The sequence below is a fragment of the Candidatus Dormiibacterota bacterium genome, from assembly GCA_036495095.1.
Classification (GTDB): Bacteria; Chloroflexota; Dormibacteria; order Aeolococcales; family Aeolococcaceae; genus CF-96.
Genome location: DASXNK010000081.1, coordinates 28,310 through 46,930 on the forward strand (window position 1 = coordinate 28,310; position 18,621 = coordinate 46,930).

The window sequence follows — 18,621 nt, forward strand, 5'->3', positions numbered from 1 at the left end:
GATGCCGCTCATCTGTTCGAGCGACGGTGCTCTCGAACTCGGAGCCTTGACAGGCCCGGCGCTTTGGAAATAGGGTCAGTGCCATATCACCTGCTACTGATGATGTAACTAATCGCGTCATAAACAGTGACAGGTGCCTACCCCCGACCGGAGGTCCCAAGGATGGGCAACGAGAGCAAGGACCGCAACACCGCAGCCGACCCCGCGCATCCCACCTCGACGGGACGCGTCGGTGGCAAGGGCGGGATCTCGACGGCGGCCGAGGGCGAGAGCCGGATGCCGGAGACCCCGTTCGACAGCGTCACCCACGAGGGTGAGGACGTCACCCCCTCCGCCGGCCAGTACGGGACGCACAAGGAAGGCGTGCGCAAGGCCGAGGAGATGGGCCAGGACGAGGAGCATCAGAGCATGGGCACCACCGGTGCCGGCCGTCCGGCCGGGCGCCAGGGGCCTGGCTCGAACCGGCCCACCAACTCCGGCGCGGCGCAGGGCGACCAGCCCGGCGCCGGCCAGACCAACGTCTGACCGACACCCAACCAGAAACTCCTCGCAGCCAGGAGAGAGCCCGCCCCCGGCCGGGGGCGGGCCCTTTCTCATGTCAGGAGGCGCTGCGGACCCGCCGCACCGCCTCCTGCCAGGCGGCGTACGCCGCCACCGGCCGCCGGCCGGGTTCCGCGGGCTCGAAGCGCCGGCCCGGACGCCAGGCGCCGGCCACCGCCTGCGGACCGTCGAGCAGCCCGGCGCCCACGGCGGCGAGCCAGGCGGCGCCGAGCGCGGTGGTCTCGGCGGTCGAGGTGCGGGCGACCGGGATGCCGAGCAGGTCCGCCTGGAGCTGGAGCATCCCGTCCATGACGCTGGCGCCGCCGTCCACCCGCAGCTCCGCGAAGTTCGCCCCCGCCACCTCCATCGCCTCGACGACGTCGCGGGTGCGCAGCGCCATCGCCTCGACCACCGCCCGCACCACGTGGGCGCGGGTGACCCCGGCGGTGAGGCCGAGCAGCGCACCGCGGGCGCCGCTGTCCCAGTAGGGGGCGCCGAGGCCGGCGAGGGCGGGCACGAAGTGGCAGCCGTTGCTGTCGGGAACGCTGTCGAAGAGCGGACCCGCCTCGGCGGGGGCGTCGATCAGGCCGAGCCCGTCGCGCAGCCAGGTGAGCCCGGCGCCGGTCACGAAGATGCTGCCCTCCAGGGCGAAGCTGTCGTGCCCGTCGAGGCGCCAGGCGACGGTGGTGAGCAGCCCGTGAGCCGGCTCGGGGATGCGCTCGCCCAGGTTGCAGAGCAGGAAGCTGCCGGTGCCGTAGGTGTTCTTGCTCATCCCCGGGGTGACGCAGGCTTGGCCGAAGAGCGCCGCCTGCTGGTCGCCGGCGATGCCGCGGATGGCGACGCGCCGCCCGAGGAAGGCGCCAGGGTCGGTGTCGCCGGCGTGGCCCGCCGAGCCGGTCACCTCCGGGAGCAGCGCCGCCGGCACCCCGAAGAGGTCGCAGAGGGCGGGGTCGAAGGCGCCGGCGTGGAGGTCCCAGAGCAGGGTGCGACTGGCGTTCGAGGGGTCGGTGGCGATCCGGCGGCCGCCGGTGAGGCGGGCCACCAGCCAGCCGTCCACGGTGGCGGCGCAGAGCTCCCCCCGTTCGGCGCGGGCGCGCAGCTCGGGACGTTCCCGGAGCAGCCATTCCAGCTTGGTGGCGGTGAAGTAGGGGTCGAGGAGCAGCCCGGTGCGGGCGCGCAGCTCCGGCTCGTCGCCGGCGCGCCGGTGGGCGTCGCAGATCTCGGCGCTGCGGCGGCACTGCCAGACGATCGCCGGGGCCACCGGGCGCAGCGTGTCGCGCTCGAAGACGACCACGGTCTCGCGCTGGTTGGTGATGCCGAGCGCGGCCGGCTGAACCTCGCCCTCGAGCAGCTCCTGGCAGGCGCCGAGCACCGAGCTCCACAGCGCCTCGGCGTCCTGCTCCACCCAGCCGGGCCGGGGATACACGACCGGCACCTCCCGGTAGGCGCGGCGGTGGAGGGTGCCGTCCAGCCCCACCAGCAGCGCGGTGGTGCCGGTGGTGCCCTGGTCGACGGCCAGGAGAAGGGGCTCGGCCACTACTCGCCGGCGAAGCGCGGGTCGCGGCGCTCCATCTGAGCGGCCAGCCCCTCGCGGAAGTCACGGGTGCGCAGCAGGGTGCCCAGGTTGGCGGCGAGCGCGCTCCGCTGCCCCTCCTCGACGTCGGCGCCGGCGGGGTCGGCGAGCATCAGCGGCTTGAGGTGGGCGATCGCCAGTGGCGGGGTGGCCGCGCAGCGGGCCGTCCAGCGCCGCGCCGCCTCCTCCAGGCCGGCCCGGGGCACCACCTCGTTGACCACGCCCCAGCGCTCCAGGGTGGCGGCGGGCACCCGATCGGCGAAGAAGAGCATCTCCTTGGCCCGGGCCATGCCCACCTCGCGCATCAGCCGGGGGATGTGCCCGAGGTCGGGGAGGAAGGCGTAGCGCATCTCCATCATCACGAAGAAGGCGTCGTCGGCGGCGACCCTCAGGTCGCAGGCGAGCATGAGGGCGAGGCCGCCGCCGACGCAGGCGCCCTGGACCACCGCCAGGGTGGGCACCGGGCAGCTGTCGATGGCGTCGACGGTGCTCTGCAGCTCCTCCGCGTCGATGTCCACCCGCTGGCCGTTGCTCCCCCCCGCCACCTGCGCCAGCAGGCCGCGGTCGAGCCCGGAGCAGAAGCTGTCGCCCTCGCCGCGGAGCACGACGGCGCGCACCCCCGCGCCGCGGGCGCGCTCGCCGAACGCCTCGCCGAGCACCCGCCAGGCCTCCAGGTCGAGGGGATTGCGCTGGTCGGGACGGCTGAGGGTGACGGTGAGCACCCCGCGCTCGTCGAGCTCGATGCGGGCCGAGGCGGTCATCGAGGGAACCTCCGGGTGGGGCGGACGGCGCTCAGCCGTGGCCCGGCGGAGCCGGCCGGCCGGCGGCGCAGTCGCAGCCGCGGGCGGCGGGCAGGCGGGACACCAGCCCGCGGAGCGCGGCGCGGATGCGCTCCGTGTTCTGGCGGAAGACGGCAAAAACCTCCGCCTGGGTCACCGGCCGCACCTCCGGCGAGCCCTCGAGGCCGCAGTCGTAATCGGTGACCAGCGAGAGGTTGACGTAGCACATGCCCAGCTCGCGGGCGAGCACCACCTCGGGGTACTGGGTCATGTTGATGACGCTCCAGCCGGCGCCGGCGTAGTGGTTCGACTCGGCGCGGGTGCTGAAGCGGGGTCCGTTGATCACCACCACGGTGCCGCCCTCGTGGACGGTGAGCCCGGCCTCGCGCGCGGCCGCGGCCGCCAGGGGGCGGAGCTCGGCGCAGTAGGGGTCGGCGGCGCTGAGGTGAGCGACCTCGGGGCCGTCGAAGAAGGTGTCGGCGCGGCCGTGGGTGCGATCGACCAGCTGGTCGCAGACCACCACCTCGCCGGGGGCGCGATCGGCGCGGAGGCTGCCCACCGCGGAGGGCGCGAGCACCCGCTCGACGCCGAGCTGATGGAGCGCCCACAGGTTGGCACGGTAGTTGATGCGGTGCGGAGGGATGGTGTGGCCGGCGCCGTGGCGGGCGACGAACGCGACCCGGTGACCGCCGAGATCGGCGACGGCGACGCGGTCGCTGGGCGGCCCGTACGGGGTCTCGAGATCGAGCATCTCGGCGCCGTCGAGGAACCGGTACAGACCCGACCCGCCGATGACGCCGACCGCCGCCGGCCGCCGCTCGCTCATCCGCGCATGGTGGCACGTCGACGCCGGCGCGGGGCAGGTCCCGATCGCCACGAAGGCTCCCACGACCACGAGCGGCGGGATTCGCCGATTCCGTTCACACGCGGGGATTCGTTGGTAGGATTGGAGCGGGCGAGAGGGCGAGGCCGTGCGGGCCACCTCTCCCCCGGTCAGGAAGGGAGGCCCATGCGAGCCATTGATCGCGGGCATTTCACGCACGGCTGCGCGGAGTGCTCGGTCGAGACGGCGGCGTCTGCTGCCCGGCTGCTGCCGGCGTCGCGGCCGCGCGGGGAGCGGCGGTGAGCGTCGACTACCTCCCGCCCGGCGACGCGCACGCCGGCGACGACGACCTCGACGAGCTCCTCGACCTGGCCGCCGAGCTGTCGCCGCCCGAGGATCTGCCCACCGCCTGGGACCGGCGCGCCCGCTTCACCGGCGGCGGGACGGTGGCCCGCATGCTGCACGGACGGTGGACCGGCGGCGAGGAGGAGGCGCCCGAGGATGATGCCGCCGAGGCCGCTCAGACCGCGGGGCTGGTGCGCATGCACCTCGACGCGGCGGTCTCCGAGCTCGGCGACCTGTCCCTCACCGAGGAGCCGCGCCACCGCTACCTGCCCGCGATCGTCTCCCCGCGGACGTTCATCCCGATCCCCTGGCGGAAGCCGCTGGCGGTGAGCGGCGGGCTGCTGCTCGTCGGTGTGGTGGGAGGCATCCTCTTCCACACCCTCGGCCCCGACCGCTACTCGTCGATCCCCTTCACCTCGCCGCCGCTCGCGCTCGGGCCGGCGATCGCCGAGGGCGACCCGGGCCGCTTCCCGACCCTCGCGGCACTGCCGCGGCCGCCGGCCACGGCCGCCCCGAAGGTCATCGCGCCGGCCAGCGGCGTCCAGCAGGGCGGCGGCCAGGCCAGCTCGGGAGCGACCGCGGGCACCGCCGGCGCCACCAGCAGCTCGGCGTCCGAGCACGTCCTCACGCCGCCGATCACCGATCAGCCGCCGACGTTCGGCGGACCCAACGGCGGCGGCAACGGGTTCTTCAATCCGTTCCCGGGGGCGACGCCCTTCCCGACCGCGACTCCGACGCCGTCGCCGACCGCGTCGCACACCCCCAAGCCGACGGCGAAGCCGACCACCGCGCCCAGCTTCACCCCCGGCCCCAGCTTCACGCCCGCGCCGTCGCCGAGCGGATCGCCGTCCCCGCAGCCGACCTCGACGCCCCAGCCGACGTTCTCGCCGAACCCCACGCCGAATCCCACGCCGAACCCGACGCCGCGCCCCACGCCCCAGCCGACACCGCAGCCGACGCCGAACCCCACGCCCAACCCGACACCACGGCCCACGCCACAGCCGACGCCACCGCCGACACCGCAGCCGACGCCGCGGCCCACACCCCAGCCGACCCCGCAGCCGACGCCGTCGCACACGCCGGCGCCCACGCCCCAGCCGACGCCGGCGCCGAGCCCGAGGCCGACCGTGTCGCCGGGCCCCTCCGGCTCCCCCTCCCCCTCCCCCTCCCCCACCGGCCCGTAGCCGGCCGGCCGCGGCACGTCCCGGGGCAGGATTTCGGGCGGTCTCCCGTTTACACAGGGAGCGCCCGCTCGCCAAGGAAGGGGTGAGAAAGAACCATGCCACGCAGCCAGACGCCGTGCCGCACCGTGCGCACCGCCGCGGCGCCGGTCGACGTGACCCGATGACCGGCCCCCAGGACGTCGCCCCGCAGCCTCCCGAGGAGGATCTGGAGGAGTTGCTCGACCTCGCCGCCGAGCTCGCGCCCCCGGAGGAGCTCGCCACGGCGTGGGACCGCCGGGCGCGGTTCAACGGCGACCGCTTCACCCACATGATGCGGTTCGTCGACCACACCGGCGACCTGGTCGGCACCGAGCTGCCCGCACTCGACGAGCGCGAGACGGCGCGCCAGCAGCGCGACCGCATCCGCGCGGTCATCTCCGAGCTGGGCGACCTCTCCGTCAGCGAGCCCGCCGAGCCGGGTGCACCGGCCCGCGGGCTCATCCACTTCGCGAACCGGCAGGCGGGCTGGCGCTGGGTGGAGGGCTCCGAGCCCGTCCCCGCGAACCGCTGGAGGAAGCCGGCCGCGCTGGTCGGCGGCGTCCTCGCCGGCGTCCTGGTGCTCGGCATCGGCTGGCGGACCTGGGGGCCCGAGGTCGGCCAGGTGGCGTACACGACGCCGCCGGTGACCTCGAACAGCGGGATCCCGCTGCCGACCTACTCGCCGCTGCCGATCTACACGCTCAACCCGGCGCTGCCGTCGAACCCCGCGCTCCCCAACCCGCTGTCGGTGGTGCCGATCGGCTCGCCACCCGCGGCCATCCACGTGGGCGGCTCGCCCTCGTCGCCGGCGAACACGGTCATCGGCGCGCCGATCCAGATCTCGCCCGGCCCGACCACGCCGCCGATCATCGTGACCCCGGCGCCCACCCCGGATCCGACCGTGGCGCCGACGCCGGCTCCGACCGCGGCGCCGACGGCCACCCCCGCGCCCACCGCGACCCCGGCACCGACGGCCACCCCGGCACCGCCGACGCCAACCCCGGCTCCTCCGACGCCGACCCCGGCGCCGACGGCCACCCCGGCACCGACGGCCACCCCGGCGCCCACGCCGACCCCGGCGCCCCCGTCGCCCACCCCCTGACCCGAGGTCCGGAGCCTATCGCCGGGTCAGCCCGGAGATGGCCTGCGCGGTGAGCGGCGACGCCACCCCGCGCTCGGTGACCAGCGCGGTCACCAGCGACGCGGGGGTGACGTCGAAGGCTGGGTTCAACGCCCGGGTGAGCGGCGGCGCGACCCGCTCGCCGGCCACTTCCAGGACCTCGGCGGGGTCGCGCTCCTCGATGGGGATGTCGGCACCGGTCTCGCAGCCGGGATCGATCGTGGTGGTCGGCGCCACCACGAGGAAGGGCAGCCCGTGGTGGGCGCAGGCGACGGCGAGGGCGTAGGTCCCCACCTTGTTGGCGACGTCGCCGTTGGCCGCGATGCGGTCGGCTCCCACCAGCACCGCGTCGACGGCGCCGTGGAGCATCAGCGTCGCCGCGAGCGAGTCGACGATCAGAAGGTGGGGGATGCCCGCCTCGCCGAGCTCGTACGCGGTCAGCCGCGCGCCCTGCAGCCGGGGCCGGGTCTCGTCGACGAAGACGACGTCGAGGCTGCCCCGGGCGTGGGCCTCGTAGACGGGGGCGAGCGCGGTGCCGGTGCCCACGGTGGCCAGCGACCCGGCGTTGCAGTGCACGAGGACGCGGGCGTTCTCGGTCAGCAGGTCGGCGCCGTACCGCCCCATCGCCGCGCAGGCCTCGATCTCGAAGCTCTCCAGCGCCGCCGCCTCGGCCTCCAGCGCCGCCGCCACCTCCGCACCCGTGGCCAGCCCGGCGTCGCGCATCAGCGCAAGGCGCATCCGGTGGACGGCGCCGGCGAGGTTGACCGCGGTCGGACGCGCCGTCTCGAGGAGCGCGCACGCCTCCTCGGCGGCGCCGCGCACCGCGGCCGGGTCGCCCCCTGCCCCGGCCGCGGCCCGGGCGGCCACCGCCACCCCGTGGGCGGCGGCGACGCCGATCGCGGGAGCGCCGCGGACCGCCATGGCGCGGATCGCCTCGGCGGTCTCGGCCGCCGTGGTGCAGCGCAGCTCCCTCTGCTCGCCGGGGAGCAGCCGCTGGTCGAGGAGCATCAGGGTGCCCTGCTGGTAGCGCAGCGTCGGAGGCGAGCTCACCGTCCCACGGTACGTCGCCGCCCCGCGGATTGGGTCAGCTCCAGGTAGGCTTCTGGGGTCATGGCAGTCAGCGCCGATCGCTTCGAGGAGCTCGTGGCCACCGCCTTGCGCGGCGAGCTCACCGCCCTCGAGCTGGCGTTCGTCATGCCCCACGAGGTGGTCTCCCTCGGGGTCGCGACGGCGGCAGCCTGTGACGGGGTCGCCACCGCCTCGACGCTGATCCGATCGTGGGAGCGGCTCGCTGACCAGGGCTACCCGCCGGAGCTCCTCTCGATGGCGGTGGAGCCCCTGGACATGGCGCTGCGTGACGGGCACCTGGGTCGAGAGACGCCCCTCCTCCTCCGCCGGCTGCGGATCTTCGCCCCCCGCGACGAGGTGCTCGAGTAGGCGCGGGCTGGTCAGCCGCTGACCGCGAGCATCCGATCGATCGCACGCCGCGCCCGGGCGGCGATGTCGGGGGCGACGGTCACCCGCGGCTCCATCCGCTCCAGCGCGGTGGCCACCTTCTCGAGGGTGATGCGCTTCATGTACGGGCACACCGCGTCGGGGGAGGCGGGGACGAATCGCTTGCTCGGCGCGAACCGCTCCATGCGGTGGAGGATGCCGACCTCGGTGGCGACGATGAACGTCGACGCCGGCGAGTCGAGGGCCCGGCGCACCATGCCCTCGGTGGAGGTGACGGTGACCGGCACCGCGCGAAGATCGCCGTGGCCGGCGCGGTACAGGGTCGAGGTGGTGCAGCCGCACTCCGGATGGATGAGCAGCTCGGCGTCGGGATGCTCGAGGAGCATGGCGTCGAGGTGGGACGGGTCGATGCCGGCGTGCACGTGACACTCCCCCATCCAGATGGTCATCCTCCGGCCCGTGACCCGCTCGACGTGGGCGCCGAGGAACATGTCGGGCAGGAACAGGATCTCGCGGTCCGCGGGGATGGAACGCACGATCTGGGCCGCGTTGGCCGAGGTGCAGCAGTAGTCGGACTCCGCCTTCACCTCGGCGGTGGTGTTCACGTAGGCGACCACCACCGCCCCCGGGTGCTCCGCCTTCCAGGCGCGCAGCTGCGCCGCGGTGATGGTGTCGGCGAGCGAGCAGCCGGCCTCGAGGTCGGGCAGCAGCACGGTGCGCCCCGGGGAGAGGATGGCGGCCGTCTCCGCCATGAAGTGCACCCCGCAGAAGACGATCACGTCGGCCTCGGTGGCCGCCGCCTGCCGGGAGAGGCCCAGGGAGTCGCCGACGAAGTCGGCCACGTCCTGCACCTCGGGGAGCTGGTAGTTGTGGGCCAGGATCACCGCGTTCCGCACCCGGCGGAGCCGATCGATCCGATCGACGAGCGAGGCGACCTCGAGAGCGGGGTCGACCTGGATGGTCACGGCTGCACTCCCCCAGGGGCTGGCTGGCTGGTTTAGGTCAGCATAACTCAAACTCTGGGAATCGGCGCGTCGCGGGGGAGTCGCGCCGAGTGCGGCTGCGTGCGTACAGGTGTACGGTCGCGCGCTCCGGAGTACCAAGTGGCAAGACCGCGCTGAGCCCGATGGACGCCTCCCGGGGGTGGCGGCTCGGGGCTATCGTGGGGCCATGGACGGTGCTGGGCCGGGGAGGTGTGGGTCAGCGTCGCCGGGTTCGGGTTGCCGAACAGCTCCCGGCACGAGGCGGCCACAGCGGACACCGGGTTCCAGTCGGCCACGACCCGTAGCCAGAGAGCGGCAGGCCCTGCGTCGGCCCACGACACCCCTTCCTCGTCGCCCGGTTGACGGTGGCAGCGCAGGTCGGCGGCGAGATAGATTGGCCTCCTTGGCGTGGAGGGGGAGGACGGCGTGCACCCAAGAATCCGAGGACTGGCGGCTCTGCTCGGATCCGCAGATCGCCGGGTCATGAGGGTGGGAGCGTGAACGGGTCCGATCAGACGAGGCTGCCCGGCGGCGGGACCGGCCTGCTCCGGGGCTACGGCCCGCTGCTGGCGATGCTCGTCGCCTTCGCGCTGATGGTCACGCTGGTGCGGCCCATCGCCCGCGAGCAGACCGTCATCCACGACACCGGCGCCCAGAGCGCCGGCAACGCCGCGGCCGTCGGTCCGGACACCGGCGGGAGTGCACCCGGCGCCTCGCGGAGCGGCGGCTCCGCCGGCACCGCCGCGGTGGCCGGCACCTCGAACACGCACAGGCTCGCGGCCCACACCAGCAGCTGCAGCGACCGCCCCCAGCAGGTACCGGGCGACCCCTACTCGCCGCCCTGCGTCCTCTTCAGCGGTGACAACGGCGGCGCCACCACGCGCGGCGTCACCAAAGACACAATCAACATCGCCTTCCGGGTCACCGCCGATCCCGACCTGTCCTCGACCATCGCGAAGATCGCTGGGAGCGACCTCATCGACGGCCCGGAGGATGCGATCCGCACCGCCGAGGGACTGGTCGACTACTTCAACACCCGCTTCCAGTTCTACGGACGCAAGATGAAGCTGGTGCCGTACCAGGGTCACGGCTCGCTGACCCGCGAGATCCTCGGCGCCGGCCAGGAGCAGGCCAACGCGGACGCCATCAAGGTGGCGAACGAGGTGGGCGCCTTCGCCGATCTCACCGGGCTCACCGAGCCGTACGCCGATGCGCTGGCGCGCCAGCACGTCATGGCCTTCGGCCCGCTGTTCATGTCGCGCCAATGGTTCCTCGAGCGCCGACCGTATGCCTGGAGCACGTTCACCGACTGCTCGATGTTGGAGCTGAGCCAGAGTGACTGGTTGAACAAGCGGATCATGGGCAAGCCCGCCAGGTACGCGGGCGGCGACCTCGCCGGCAGGCCGCGCAAGATCGGCGTCGTGACCCCGGAGAACCCCATCTACCAGCAGTGCGTGCACGACTGGCTCGACCAGCTGCACAGCGCCGGCCACGATGCCAGCGTCTTCGATTACTCGGTCGACCTGGCAAGCATGTCCAACCAGGCGGCGAGCATCGTCGCCAAGCTGAAGGCGGCGCAGATCACCTCGGTGGCGCTCTTCTGCGACCCCATCCTCCCCGTCTTTCTCGCCGCCAAGGCACACGAGCAGGGCTACACGCCCGAGTGGCTGCTGGTGAGCAACGGCTTCAGCGACACCGACCTCATCGGTCAGCTCTACGACCAGACCGAGTGGTCGCACGCCTTCGGTATCAGCACCCTCGGCCCGCCGTTGCCGGAGCGCGCGACCCTCGGCTACAACGCCTACAAGTCGGTGCGAAGCGACGAGCCGGGGCACCTCGTCGACTTCTTCTACTTCCAGCTCTACATGATCGCCCTCGGCATCCAGCTCGCCGGTCCCGACCTGGCCCCGGCGAGCTTCGAGCGTGGCATGTTCTCCTATCCCGGCGGCACCGGAGAAGCCGGAACCTGGGGCTTGGGGCCCGGACACTACACCCCGACCCAGGACTACAAGGAGATCTGGTGGGATCTCAACCGGACCTCGACCTCCAACGACAAGAAGGGGACGTACGAGACCAACGGGACGCGCTACCGCATGGGACAGGTGCCGCCGGGCGACCCACCCGTGTTCCAGTGAGCGACCGCCGCGTCGCGGCCGCCGCCACCGCCAAGTCTGGACGGAACTTAAGCTGGTCTCGCTGCTGGTGGAGATCTCGCCGCCCAGGAGGCGAGTGCTGAAGCACACGGAGAACTGCTGACGCCTTGCACGGCAATGGATTGCGCTCGCAGAACCGCTTGGCGGCATAACTCAACCCCGGGAATCGGCGCGTCGCGGACCGGTCGCAGCCATCCGGGGAGCTGCTAACCGGTGAGGCCGTGCTCGGAGAGCCAGGCGTCCTCCTGACCGGGCTCGGGAAGTACCCAGCCGCCCTCGACGACGTCCCTCGCGGGGATGTCCTGCACGGCGACGAGGATGTCGCGTTCCGGTTGCCCGGTGACCCGCTTCCATGCCTCCGAGATGCCCAGCAGCAACTTCGCCTTGACCTCGCCGGAGCGGCCGGCACGGATCCGCCCGACGATCAGCGCCTTGGACGAGGGCTCACCGCCGGAGAAGCGGTTCCCCGATTGGACTTCCTCGAAGATCACATGCACGAAACCGGCCGGCGTGCCCGAGGTCAGCTCACAGTGGATGCGGGTGATCTCGCGGGCGATCTCGGCCTTCTGCTCTGGCGTGACGCTGGCCTGCGGGACGGTGCACCGGTAGATGGGCATGGGACCCTCCAGACATCGTGGGTGGTGAGAATACGCTCAGGCGCCGATCGACTGGTGGACCGAGTGCACCCAGCTGGCGCCCTCTCCCAATGGACGCCATGCTCATGTGTGCTCCTCCCTGACGATGTGCTGTGCCACCTGGGCAGGCGAGGCATCAATCTCCGTCGGGGTCACTCCCGGTAGGCGACGATCGCGCTCGACCTGCCGCTGCCGGGACGCAGGCACGAGGGATGCGTCGATCAGGGAGCGGGCGGCTCCGCCGACGCCTGCGGCGGGGTTGTCGGGGCCGTACATTCGGGCCGAGGCGAAGGCGCCATCCATGAGCACGAGCAGGCGGTCGCCAAGAGCGCCGGGGTCGGCGGCGCCGGCGTCGGCGGCGAGCTGCTGCAGGCGTCCCCGCACCGCCTGCTTGTGCGCGAGTGCGGTGGCGTGCCCGGCGCCGGAGGCATCGGGGAACTCCGCCGCGGTGGCCTGGAAGGCGCAGCCCCGGCAGGTGGTGCTGGCGATCAGCCTCGCGAGTGCGTCGAACAGCCCGGCGAGACGCCGGGCGGGGGTCGCTCGGCGGTCGAGCGAGGCCTCGAACCAGGCCCAGAAGCGCTCGTCGGCGCGCCCGAGGTAGGCGACGATGAGGGCGTCCTTCGACGGGAAGTGCCGGTACATCGTGGTCTTGGCGACCCCTGCACGCGCCACGATGAGGTCGACGCCGACGGCGTGAAAGCCGCGCTCGTAGAACAGCTCATCGGCGGTGGCGAGGATGCTCTCCCGCCCCGACCGCGCCTCGCCCGGCACCGGCTCATGACCTCCGCATTCCGATATGCTACAGACCGGTCTGTAGCGTAGCAGGAGGGAGACATGGCCGTACTGTCCGACGCCGCGCGGGAGGTGCTCGGTTCGGGGCGCCTCGCCCACCTCGCGACCATCAACCGCGACGGAAGCCCCCAGGTGACGATCGTCTGGATCGGCCTCGAGGGCGACGAGATTGTCAGCGGTCACCTCGGCGACCACCTCAAGCTGCGCAACGTCCGGCGCGATCCCCGGGCTGTGGTCTCGGTCGAGAGCGGTGGCATCACCAACGGTCTCCACCACCACCTGGTCATCCGGGGGACCGCCCGGGTAACGGAGGGGAGCGCACCCGAACTGCTCCAGCGGCTCGCCCATGTGTACCTCGGACCCGACGTGAGTTTCCCGCCGCCCGGCGCGCCGGGGGGCTACGTGCTGCGCATCACCCCCGAACGTGTGAGCGGAGTGGGCCCGGGTGTGGACGCGCCGTGAGGAGTCGGTCTGCACGTGCCCCCGCGATCAGGCGCTGGTGGACCGAGCCGCCACCGTCGACCCCGCAGCCTCCAGGATCAATTCGGTCACCTGGTGGGGATGGGTGATCAATGAAAGGTGGCCCGAGTCGATCTCGATCGTGGTGGCGTGCATCCGGGTTGCGAGGAAGTGCTCGAGCTCTGGTGACGTCGTGCGGTCCTGCCGTGAGATGGCATACCAGGATGGCTTCGACCTCCATGCTGCCACGCTGGTCCTGTCACCGAAGAGTGTCTCCGAGATCCGACCCTGCACCGCGTAGAGCGCACGCGCCCGGACTCGGTCGACACCGTTGGCGAAGTCGTTGAGGAATGCGTCCTCGGTGAGCGCCCCAAATCCGTCTTTGTACACGATTCCTGCGTTGGCCGGTGGGGTTGGGAATCGCTTCGCGAGAGCTGTGTAGTCCTCACCCGCATCGGGTGCGCGCGCCGCGATGTAGACCAGACCCGCCACGCCGGGATCCATCCCAGCCTCTGTGATGACGGTACCGGCGAATGAATGCCCGACCAGAATCGCCGGACCGTCCTGCAGGGCCAGGACCCGACGGGTGTGCGCCACGTCATCGGCCAGCGAGGTGAGCGGATTCTGAACCGCGGTGGCGGTCAGTCCTGCGGCCTGCAGGCGCTCGATCACCTCCGTCCAGCAGGAGCCGTCGGCATAGGCGCCGTGGACGAGGACGACGTTGCGAACTCCTCCACCGAACGCTCTCCGACGAGGCACGGGAGTGCCAGCGACAGGGGTGGCTGCCCCGGCCGCGGTCACCCGGAGCGCCGGTTGCAGCCCGAGCATCGCCGCGCCCGTGCCGGCCGCCGTCGCGGCGATCAGCTTCAGTGCGTCGCGCCGCGGCCAGCGCGCCACGATCTCGGACCGCCCGTCCAGGTGCTCGTCCATATGTGGCCCTCCCGAGGTGGCTCAGCGGCTCGGAGCATACCGCCAGGGTGGACGGCCGGCCCATCTCCACGTCGGCCCGATTCGGCGTCAGCGAGGTGCTGCGCTCGTCCGCCGGCTCGGCGAGCCGGACGGAAGGAGCAGCGCGATCAGCACCCCAACGGCACAGATGCCGGCGGTGAGCAGGAAGACGTCGTCGAGGCCGCGGCTGAAGCTCTGGTTCTGCACCGCAGCGTAGACGCCCAGGATGCGCCTCTGTCCCGCGGCGGCGATCTCGGTGAGCTGAGGGAACCCGGGCGAGACCGCGGGAAGCAGCGACCCGTTGTTGTTGAGCTGCTGCCACTGGTGCCCGATGAGGACCGATCCGAGCAGCGCCAGTCCGAGCGACGAGGCGACCCGTCCGACGACGTTGTTGATCGCGCTGGCCTGGCCGACCATCGCGGCGGGGACGCTCGCGATGCCGGCGGTCGTGACCGGGATCAGTGCGAGGCCGACCCCCGCGTTGCGGAGGCAACTGGCGAGAATGACGGGCTCCCGCATCGTCTGCGGCGAGATCGCGTGCATCAGGTAGGCGGCGGCGCCGACGAGCAGGGTGCCGACCGCGGCCGGCCACCGCGCGCCGACGAGATCGTAGAGGCGGCCACTCAGCGGCATGATCGCCGTCACCACCAGCCCCGGCACGAGCAGCGTGAGCCCCGCCTGGAGCGCATTCAGGCCCTGCCCCTGCTGAAGGAAGAGGGGAATGTAGTAGGACCCGGCGAAGAGTCCCATGTTGAGCAGACCGCTGAGCGCCACCGAGAGGCTGAACACCCAGCCACCGAAGACGCGGAGGTCGAGGATGGGCTCCTCGACGGAGAGCTCGATGACCACGAACACCGCCAGGCAGAGTACCCCGACCGCGCCGAGCATGAGCACGCGGTACGAGGTCCAACCGAACGACGGATCCGAGCCCTCGGAGGATGCGATGAGAAGGCCGGCCAGCCCGGCCGCGATGAACAGGAAGCCGGGGAGGTCGAAACGCCGCCGGGGTCCGGCGGAGAACGGCGGAAGAATGGCGAGGACTCCCACGGTCCCCAGCACGGCGATGGGCAGGTTGACGTAGAAGATGAGCCGCCAGCTGATGTCCTGGACGAGCCAGCCACCGAGGGTCGGGCCGATCGCGGGACCCAGGATGATGCCCAGCCCGTACACCCCCATCGCCGACCCGATCCGGGCACGGGGCACCATCTGATAGATCATCGCCTGGGCGAGCACGGGAAGCAGACCGCCTCCCAACGCCTGCACCACCCGGAACAGGATGAGGGAGTTGAGGCTCCAGGAGATGCCGCAGAGCGCCGAGCCAAGGGCGAAGACCAGGAGCGCGATCACGTAGACCCGCCGCGCACCGAAGCGGTTGCTGAGCCAGCTGCTGGTGGGGACCACCACTCCCAGCACCAGGGTGTAGCCGGTGGAGATCCACTGAACCTGGGTCGAGGTGCCGCCGAACTCACCCTGGATCCGCGAGATGGCGACATTGACGCTGCTGGCGTTCATCAGCGCCATGAACGAACCGACGACGACCACCACGACGCCGGGCAGCCAGCTGCCGCCGGTCGCCGCAGAGGGCGCGTCCGCCGTCGGCGTGGCGGCCGCCTGCGGGGATGCCGTCGTCGCCCGCCGCTGCGGGCGTGGCACCGGGCGGTGCACGGTGCGGGGCGACCTCCGCCTCACCGACCGACGCATGTGGGGGATGGGAGAGGCCGCGGCGGGGTCCTCTGCTTCCGCCGGGTCTGCCCTCCCGGTGGGCTGCGGCACAGCGGAGCCGGGCCGGTCGCGCCCTCGACGTCGCGCCGTCACGACACCCTCCTGGCCCGGGGCAGCTGGACCACGCCAGTGTTCAGTGCCGGCGGTGTCAGCGAGTCGGACTCAGGCTGAGCGCTCGCCGAACCGAGCGACGACGTCGAGCGGCGGTGCGCGCCGCGCCGGCGAGTCGCGGGGAGGTGCACCACGAGCACTGCGACGTGGCTGTGACGGAGCACGTTGTGACTGACACTCCCAAGGATGTGCTCATACGGCGGCCGCCCTGGACGGGAGCGGCCGCCTGCGCGGCCGCCGCCCGTCGGGCAGTCAGGAGCCGTGACGCCGGCGATCCCTCAGCAGTGGTAGTAGGAGTAGTCGCGGTACCAACAACCGTCGCCACCGTGGTCCCCATCACCACCGCGCTCGCGGCCGTGATCCCCATTACCACCGTGATCCCCGTCATGGCCGTGATCACCACCACCACCGTGGTCCCCGCCATGGCCGTGATCGCCACCATGATCCTGAACGATCGAGCTCTGGGCGGCTCCGGCGACGGTCGTCGTCGTCGCGGCGAGGGCCACCGTTCCCGTCGACACCGCGCCTGCCAGCAGGCCTGCAACCGCCAGGCCCGCGAAACGCACACTCATCCTCATCCTCAATCCTCCGCGTCAATTGCTTCCCGCCCATCTCCCCTGGGATTCACATCCAGGCGAGGGGTTCATCTCTGAGGATGCATCCTAGCCGATACATCTGTTCCGATGCAAGCTGCGGTCATGAGGCTATCTGAGCTCTACCGCCTGGGACGCCGCCTCCAGGACATGAGGAACTGCCTCGGGCGATGGGAGCTCCCAGCTTGGGAACTGTACTCACGCCAACATCTCCCCATCTCCGAGCAAGGGCGGTGGTTGGGCAGCGTGACCAAACACCGTTCCAGTGTGAACCGGGTTCTCACCGACGCTCTGGCTGACGGGTCAGAGGAGGCCCTCGCGGTTGGCGAGCATCGCCGCCTCGACCCGGTTGCGGACCCCGAGCCTGCGGAAGATCTCCTGCACGTGCGTCTTCACGGTGTTCTCGCTGAGATGGAGGCGCGCGGCGATCTCTCCGTTCGAGAGGCCCTCGCTCATCAGCCGCAGGATGCGCATCTGCGGTTCGCTGAGCGCGGGGCGGGCCGTGGTCGCCGCCGCACCCCTGCCGCGGATCCGCTCGAGCATCGGACCGACCACCGTGGTCGCGATCACCGCCTCGCCGCGGTGGACGGCGCGGATGCTCCGGCTGAGGTCGAAGCGCTCGATATCCTTGACGATGTAGCCGCGGGCGCCGGCCCGGATCGCCTCGACGACGAGGTCGTCGTCGGTGTAGACGGTGAGCATGATCGTCTTGACCTCGGGGTGCCTGCGGGTGAGGCGGCGGCACGCCTCGGCGCCACCGATGCCGGGCAGGCGGACGTCGAGCAGGATGATGTCGGGTCGGGTGCGCTCCACGAGGTCGCCGAGGTCGTCCGCCGACCGGCTCTCGGCGACGATCTCGAAGTCGTCCTCCGCCTGGAGCATGGCGCGCAGACCCTCACGGACCATCTCGTGATCGTCGATGAGAGCGATGCGGATCATTCGCCCTCCGGCCGCAGGGGGACGTGCACCCTGATCAGAAACCCGCGCTCGTCGCCGTTGCGACAGGTGAAGGTCCCTCCGATCTCCTCGACGCGACGGCGCAGGTTGCGCAGGCCGTAGTGGAGATAGCTGTCACCGTAGCCCTCGAGGACCTCCTCCGATGCTCCCTCGCCGTCGTCCTGGATGGCGAGGTCGACATGGTCGTCGGCGTAGGTCAGGCTGACGTGCACCCGCTGGGCATGCGCGTGTTTGACCACGTTGGCCAGCGCCTCCCGAGCCACGGAGAGGAGGACGTCCTCCACCTCCTCGACGCCCGCCGCCGGCACCCCACTCACGCTGAGGTCCACGTCGAGCCCGTGCTCGCGCGCGGCGGCGCGGAGCATGGCTCCGATCGCTCCGTGGAGGTCGGTGTTCGGGCGCAGCTCGGAGAGCTGGAAGACGACCTGGCGGAGCTCCTCCGCGGTGGTCGTGATCTGGCGTTGCACCTCGCTGACGGTCTCGCGGACGGGAGGATCGAGATCGTGCCCCAATAGTGCGTTCAGCTTCAGCCCGGTGCCGAACAGGCTCTGGCCGATGTGGTCGTGCAGGCCCGAGGCGATGCGTGCACGCTCGTGGGCGAGGAGGCGATCCTTCTCCAGCCCGTCGAGCCGCGCATGGAGCTGCTGCAGGCCGTCGATCATCTCGCGCTGACGCTCGTAAAGACGCGCGTTGTCGATGGCGACCGCCACCTGGTTGGCGAACGTCGACATCAGCTGCTCGTCCCCGGCGTGGTAGCCGCCCGGCTTGTTGGCGACACCGTTCATCCCGATGACCTCGGACCCGACCCGGAGCGGCACGCCGAGGAACCGGCGCACCGGTGGATGTCCCCGAGGCTGCCCCACCCGGTGGGGATCCCGGGGCACGTCGTTGGAGACGACGGGGCGGTCCTCGAGGATGGCGGTGCTGAAGACGTTCGGGCGCAGCGGCATCGTCCGGAATCGGTCGAAGAACCCGGGGTCCGGCTCGAAGCCCCTGACCGCGACCATCTCGAGATGCTCGCGCCGGTGGTCCGCCAGGCCGATGAAGCCGAACTCGGACCCGGTCAGCGCCAGACAGTAACCGAGGACCCGGTCGTACACCGCGGGCAGCTCGTGCAGTGCCGCGATCTCGACCGAGATCCAGTACAGCGACTCGATCTGCTCGTGGTAGTCCTGGCTGCCCAGGTCGGTCAGGGTGGGCTCCTCTCCGGGTAGGCCGGCGGCGCGGTTCTCAGCCATGGTGCTGAGCCCGTCTCCGGCGGCCCCCCTCAGAACCGTGCGCGCGGTTTTCCCGCACACCGCTCCCCGGGCAGTCGAGTCCCGGCATTCCACCGCGCCACCGGCGTTGGCCGTGGATCCAAGCGGTGGCAGCGGGCATCGACGTGGTCCCGGAGGGGAGCGGGTGAGTGGCCCACGTGGACGTGGGCAAGCC

Annotated in this window: 18 protein-coding genes; 6 read left to right on the forward strand and 12 right to left on the reverse strand. The window is 71.9% G+C overall.

Translation table 11 applies throughout. The annotated features are described in order from the left end of the window. Positions 1-162 precede the first annotated feature (162 nt). Positions 163-525, forward strand: coding sequence for a hypothetical protein (locus tag VGL20_08455; GenBank protein HEY2703706.1), 363 nt, complete (start codon positions 163-165; stop codon positions 523-525). Between the two features lie 73 nt (positions 526-598). On the opposite strand, the gene glpK is transcribed toward VGL20_08455, so the two are convergent. Genes glpK through VGL20_08470 form a run of 3 tightly spaced genes read right to left on the reverse strand, consistent with a single transcriptional unit; the run spans position 599 to position 3,718 of the window. After that, positions 599-2,077, reverse strand: a complete 1,479-nt coding sequence (gene glpK, locus VGL20_08460; GenBank protein HEY2703707.1) for a glycerol kinase GlpK — start codon at positions 2,075-2,077, stop codon at positions 599-601. Next, positions 2,077-2,874 carry an enoyl-CoA hydratase/isomerase family protein gene (locus VGL20_08465; GenBank protein ID HEY2703708.1) on the reverse strand — a complete coding sequence of 266 codons (798 nt, stop codon included), beginning with the start codon at positions 2,872-2,874 and terminating at the stop codon, positions 2,077-2,079. The genes glpK and VGL20_08465 overlap by 1 nt, the downstream gene beginning before the upstream one ends. Positions 2,875-2,905: 31 nt before the next feature. Further along, positions 2,906-3,718, reverse strand: coding sequence for an S-methyl-5'-thioadenosine phosphorylase (locus VGL20_08470; GenBank protein ID HEY2703709.1), 813 nt, complete (start codon positions 3,716-3,718; stop codon positions 2,906-2,908). 296 nt (positions 3,719-4,014) lie between these two features. Between VGL20_08470 and VGL20_08475 the strand changes: the two genes are divergently transcribed. Next, entirely contained in the window at positions 4,015-5,244 is a 1,230-nt protein-coding gene (locus VGL20_08475) for a hypothetical protein (protein ID HEY2703710.1), read from the forward strand. A 160-nt stretch (positions 5,245-5,404) separates the two neighbouring features. Then, a complete protein-coding gene (locus VGL20_08480; GenBank protein ID HEY2703711.1) occupies positions 5,405-6,364 on the forward strand; it encodes a hypothetical protein in 960 nt (319 codons plus the stop codon). Positions 6,365-6,379: 15 nt separating this feature from the next. On the opposite strand, the gene mtnA is transcribed toward VGL20_08480, so the two are convergent. Beyond that, entirely contained in the window at positions 6,380-7,432 is a 1,053-nt protein-coding gene (gene mtnA, locus VGL20_08485; GenBank protein HEY2703712.1) for an S-methyl-5-thioribose-1-phosphate isomerase, read from the reverse strand. A 60-nt stretch (positions 7,433-7,492) separates the two neighbouring features. Here mtnA and VGL20_08490 point away from each other — a divergent pair, with 60 nt between their 5' ends. Then, the gene (locus VGL20_08490) at positions 7,493-7,819 is read left to right on the forward strand and encodes a hypothetical protein (GenBank protein ID HEY2703713.1); all 327 of its coding nucleotides are present in this window, start codon (positions 7,493-7,495) and stop codon (positions 7,817-7,819) included. A gap of 11 nt (positions 7,820-7,830) precedes the next feature. Here the strand turns inward: VGL20_08490 and nadA are convergent, their stop codons facing one another. Beyond that, on the reverse strand, positions 7,831-8,802 hold the full coding sequence (nadA, locus tag VGL20_08495; protein HEY2703714.1) for a quinolinate synthase NadA: 972 nt from the start codon (positions 8,800-8,802) through the stop codon (positions 7,831-7,833). A 515-nt stretch (positions 8,803-9,317) separates the two neighbouring features. Between nadA and VGL20_08500 the strand changes: the two genes are divergently transcribed. Then, entirely contained in the window at positions 9,318-10,955 is a 1,638-nt protein-coding gene (locus VGL20_08500; protein HEY2703715.1) for a hypothetical protein, read from the forward strand. 224 nt (positions 10,956-11,179) lie between these two features. Here the strand turns inward: VGL20_08500 and VGL20_08505 are convergent, their stop codons facing one another. Together VGL20_08505 and VGL20_08510 are read right to left on the reverse strand one after the other, a co-directional pair. After that, positions 11,180-11,590, reverse strand: coding sequence for a tautomerase family protein (locus tag VGL20_08505; protein HEY2703716.1), 411 nt, complete (start codon positions 11,588-11,590; stop codon positions 11,180-11,182). A 102-nt stretch (positions 11,591-11,692) separates the two neighbouring features. Further along, complete coding sequence (locus VGL20_08510) at positions 11,693-12,379, reverse strand: helix-turn-helix domain-containing protein (GenBank protein ID HEY2703717.1); 687 nt, start codon at positions 12,377-12,379, stop codon at positions 11,693-11,695. A gap of 63 nt (positions 12,380-12,442) precedes the next feature. Between VGL20_08510 and VGL20_08515 the strand changes: the two genes are divergently transcribed. Then, positions 12,443-12,862: a PPOX class F420-dependent oxidoreductase gene (locus VGL20_08515; GenBank protein HEY2703718.1), complete on the forward strand. Its 420-nt coding sequence runs from the start codon at positions 12,443-12,445 to the stop codon at positions 12,860-12,862. Positions 12,863-12,889: 27 nt separating this feature from the next. On the opposite strand, the gene VGL20_08520 is transcribed toward VGL20_08515, so the two are convergent. The 5 genes from VGL20_08520 to VGL20_08540 all read right to left on the reverse strand — a co-directional run bounded on the left by VGL20_08520 (position 12,890) and on the right by VGL20_08540 (position 18,428). Then, complete coding sequence (locus VGL20_08520; protein ID HEY2703719.1) at positions 12,890-13,789, reverse strand: alpha/beta hydrolase; 900 nt, start codon at positions 13,787-13,789, stop codon at positions 12,890-12,892. Between the two features lie 87 nt (positions 13,790-13,876). Further along, complete coding sequence (locus VGL20_08525) at positions 13,877-15,496, reverse strand: DHA2 family efflux MFS transporter permease subunit (protein HEY2703720.1); 1,620 nt, start codon at positions 15,494-15,496, stop codon at positions 13,877-13,879. A gap of 422 nt (positions 15,497-15,918) precedes the next feature. Beyond that, positions 15,919-16,212 (reverse strand): hypothetical protein, encoded by a 294-nt coding sequence (locus VGL20_08530; protein ID HEY2703721.1) that lies wholly within the window; start codon positions 16,210-16,212, stop codon positions 15,919-15,921. 324 nt (positions 16,213-16,536) lie between these two features. Beyond that, the gene (locus tag VGL20_08535) at positions 16,537-17,172 is read right to left on the reverse strand and encodes a response regulator transcription factor (GenBank protein ID HEY2703722.1); all 636 of its coding nucleotides are present in this window, start codon (positions 17,170-17,172) and stop codon (positions 16,537-16,539) included. Beyond that, the gene (locus tag VGL20_08540; protein ID HEY2703723.1) at positions 17,169-18,428 is read right to left on the reverse strand and encodes a GAF domain-containing protein; all 1,260 of its coding nucleotides are present in this window, start codon (positions 18,426-18,428) and stop codon (positions 17,169-17,171) included. Before VGL20_08540 ends, VGL20_08535 begins: the two co-directional genes overlap by 4 nt. Between the last annotated feature and the right edge of the window lie 193 nt (positions 18,429-18,621).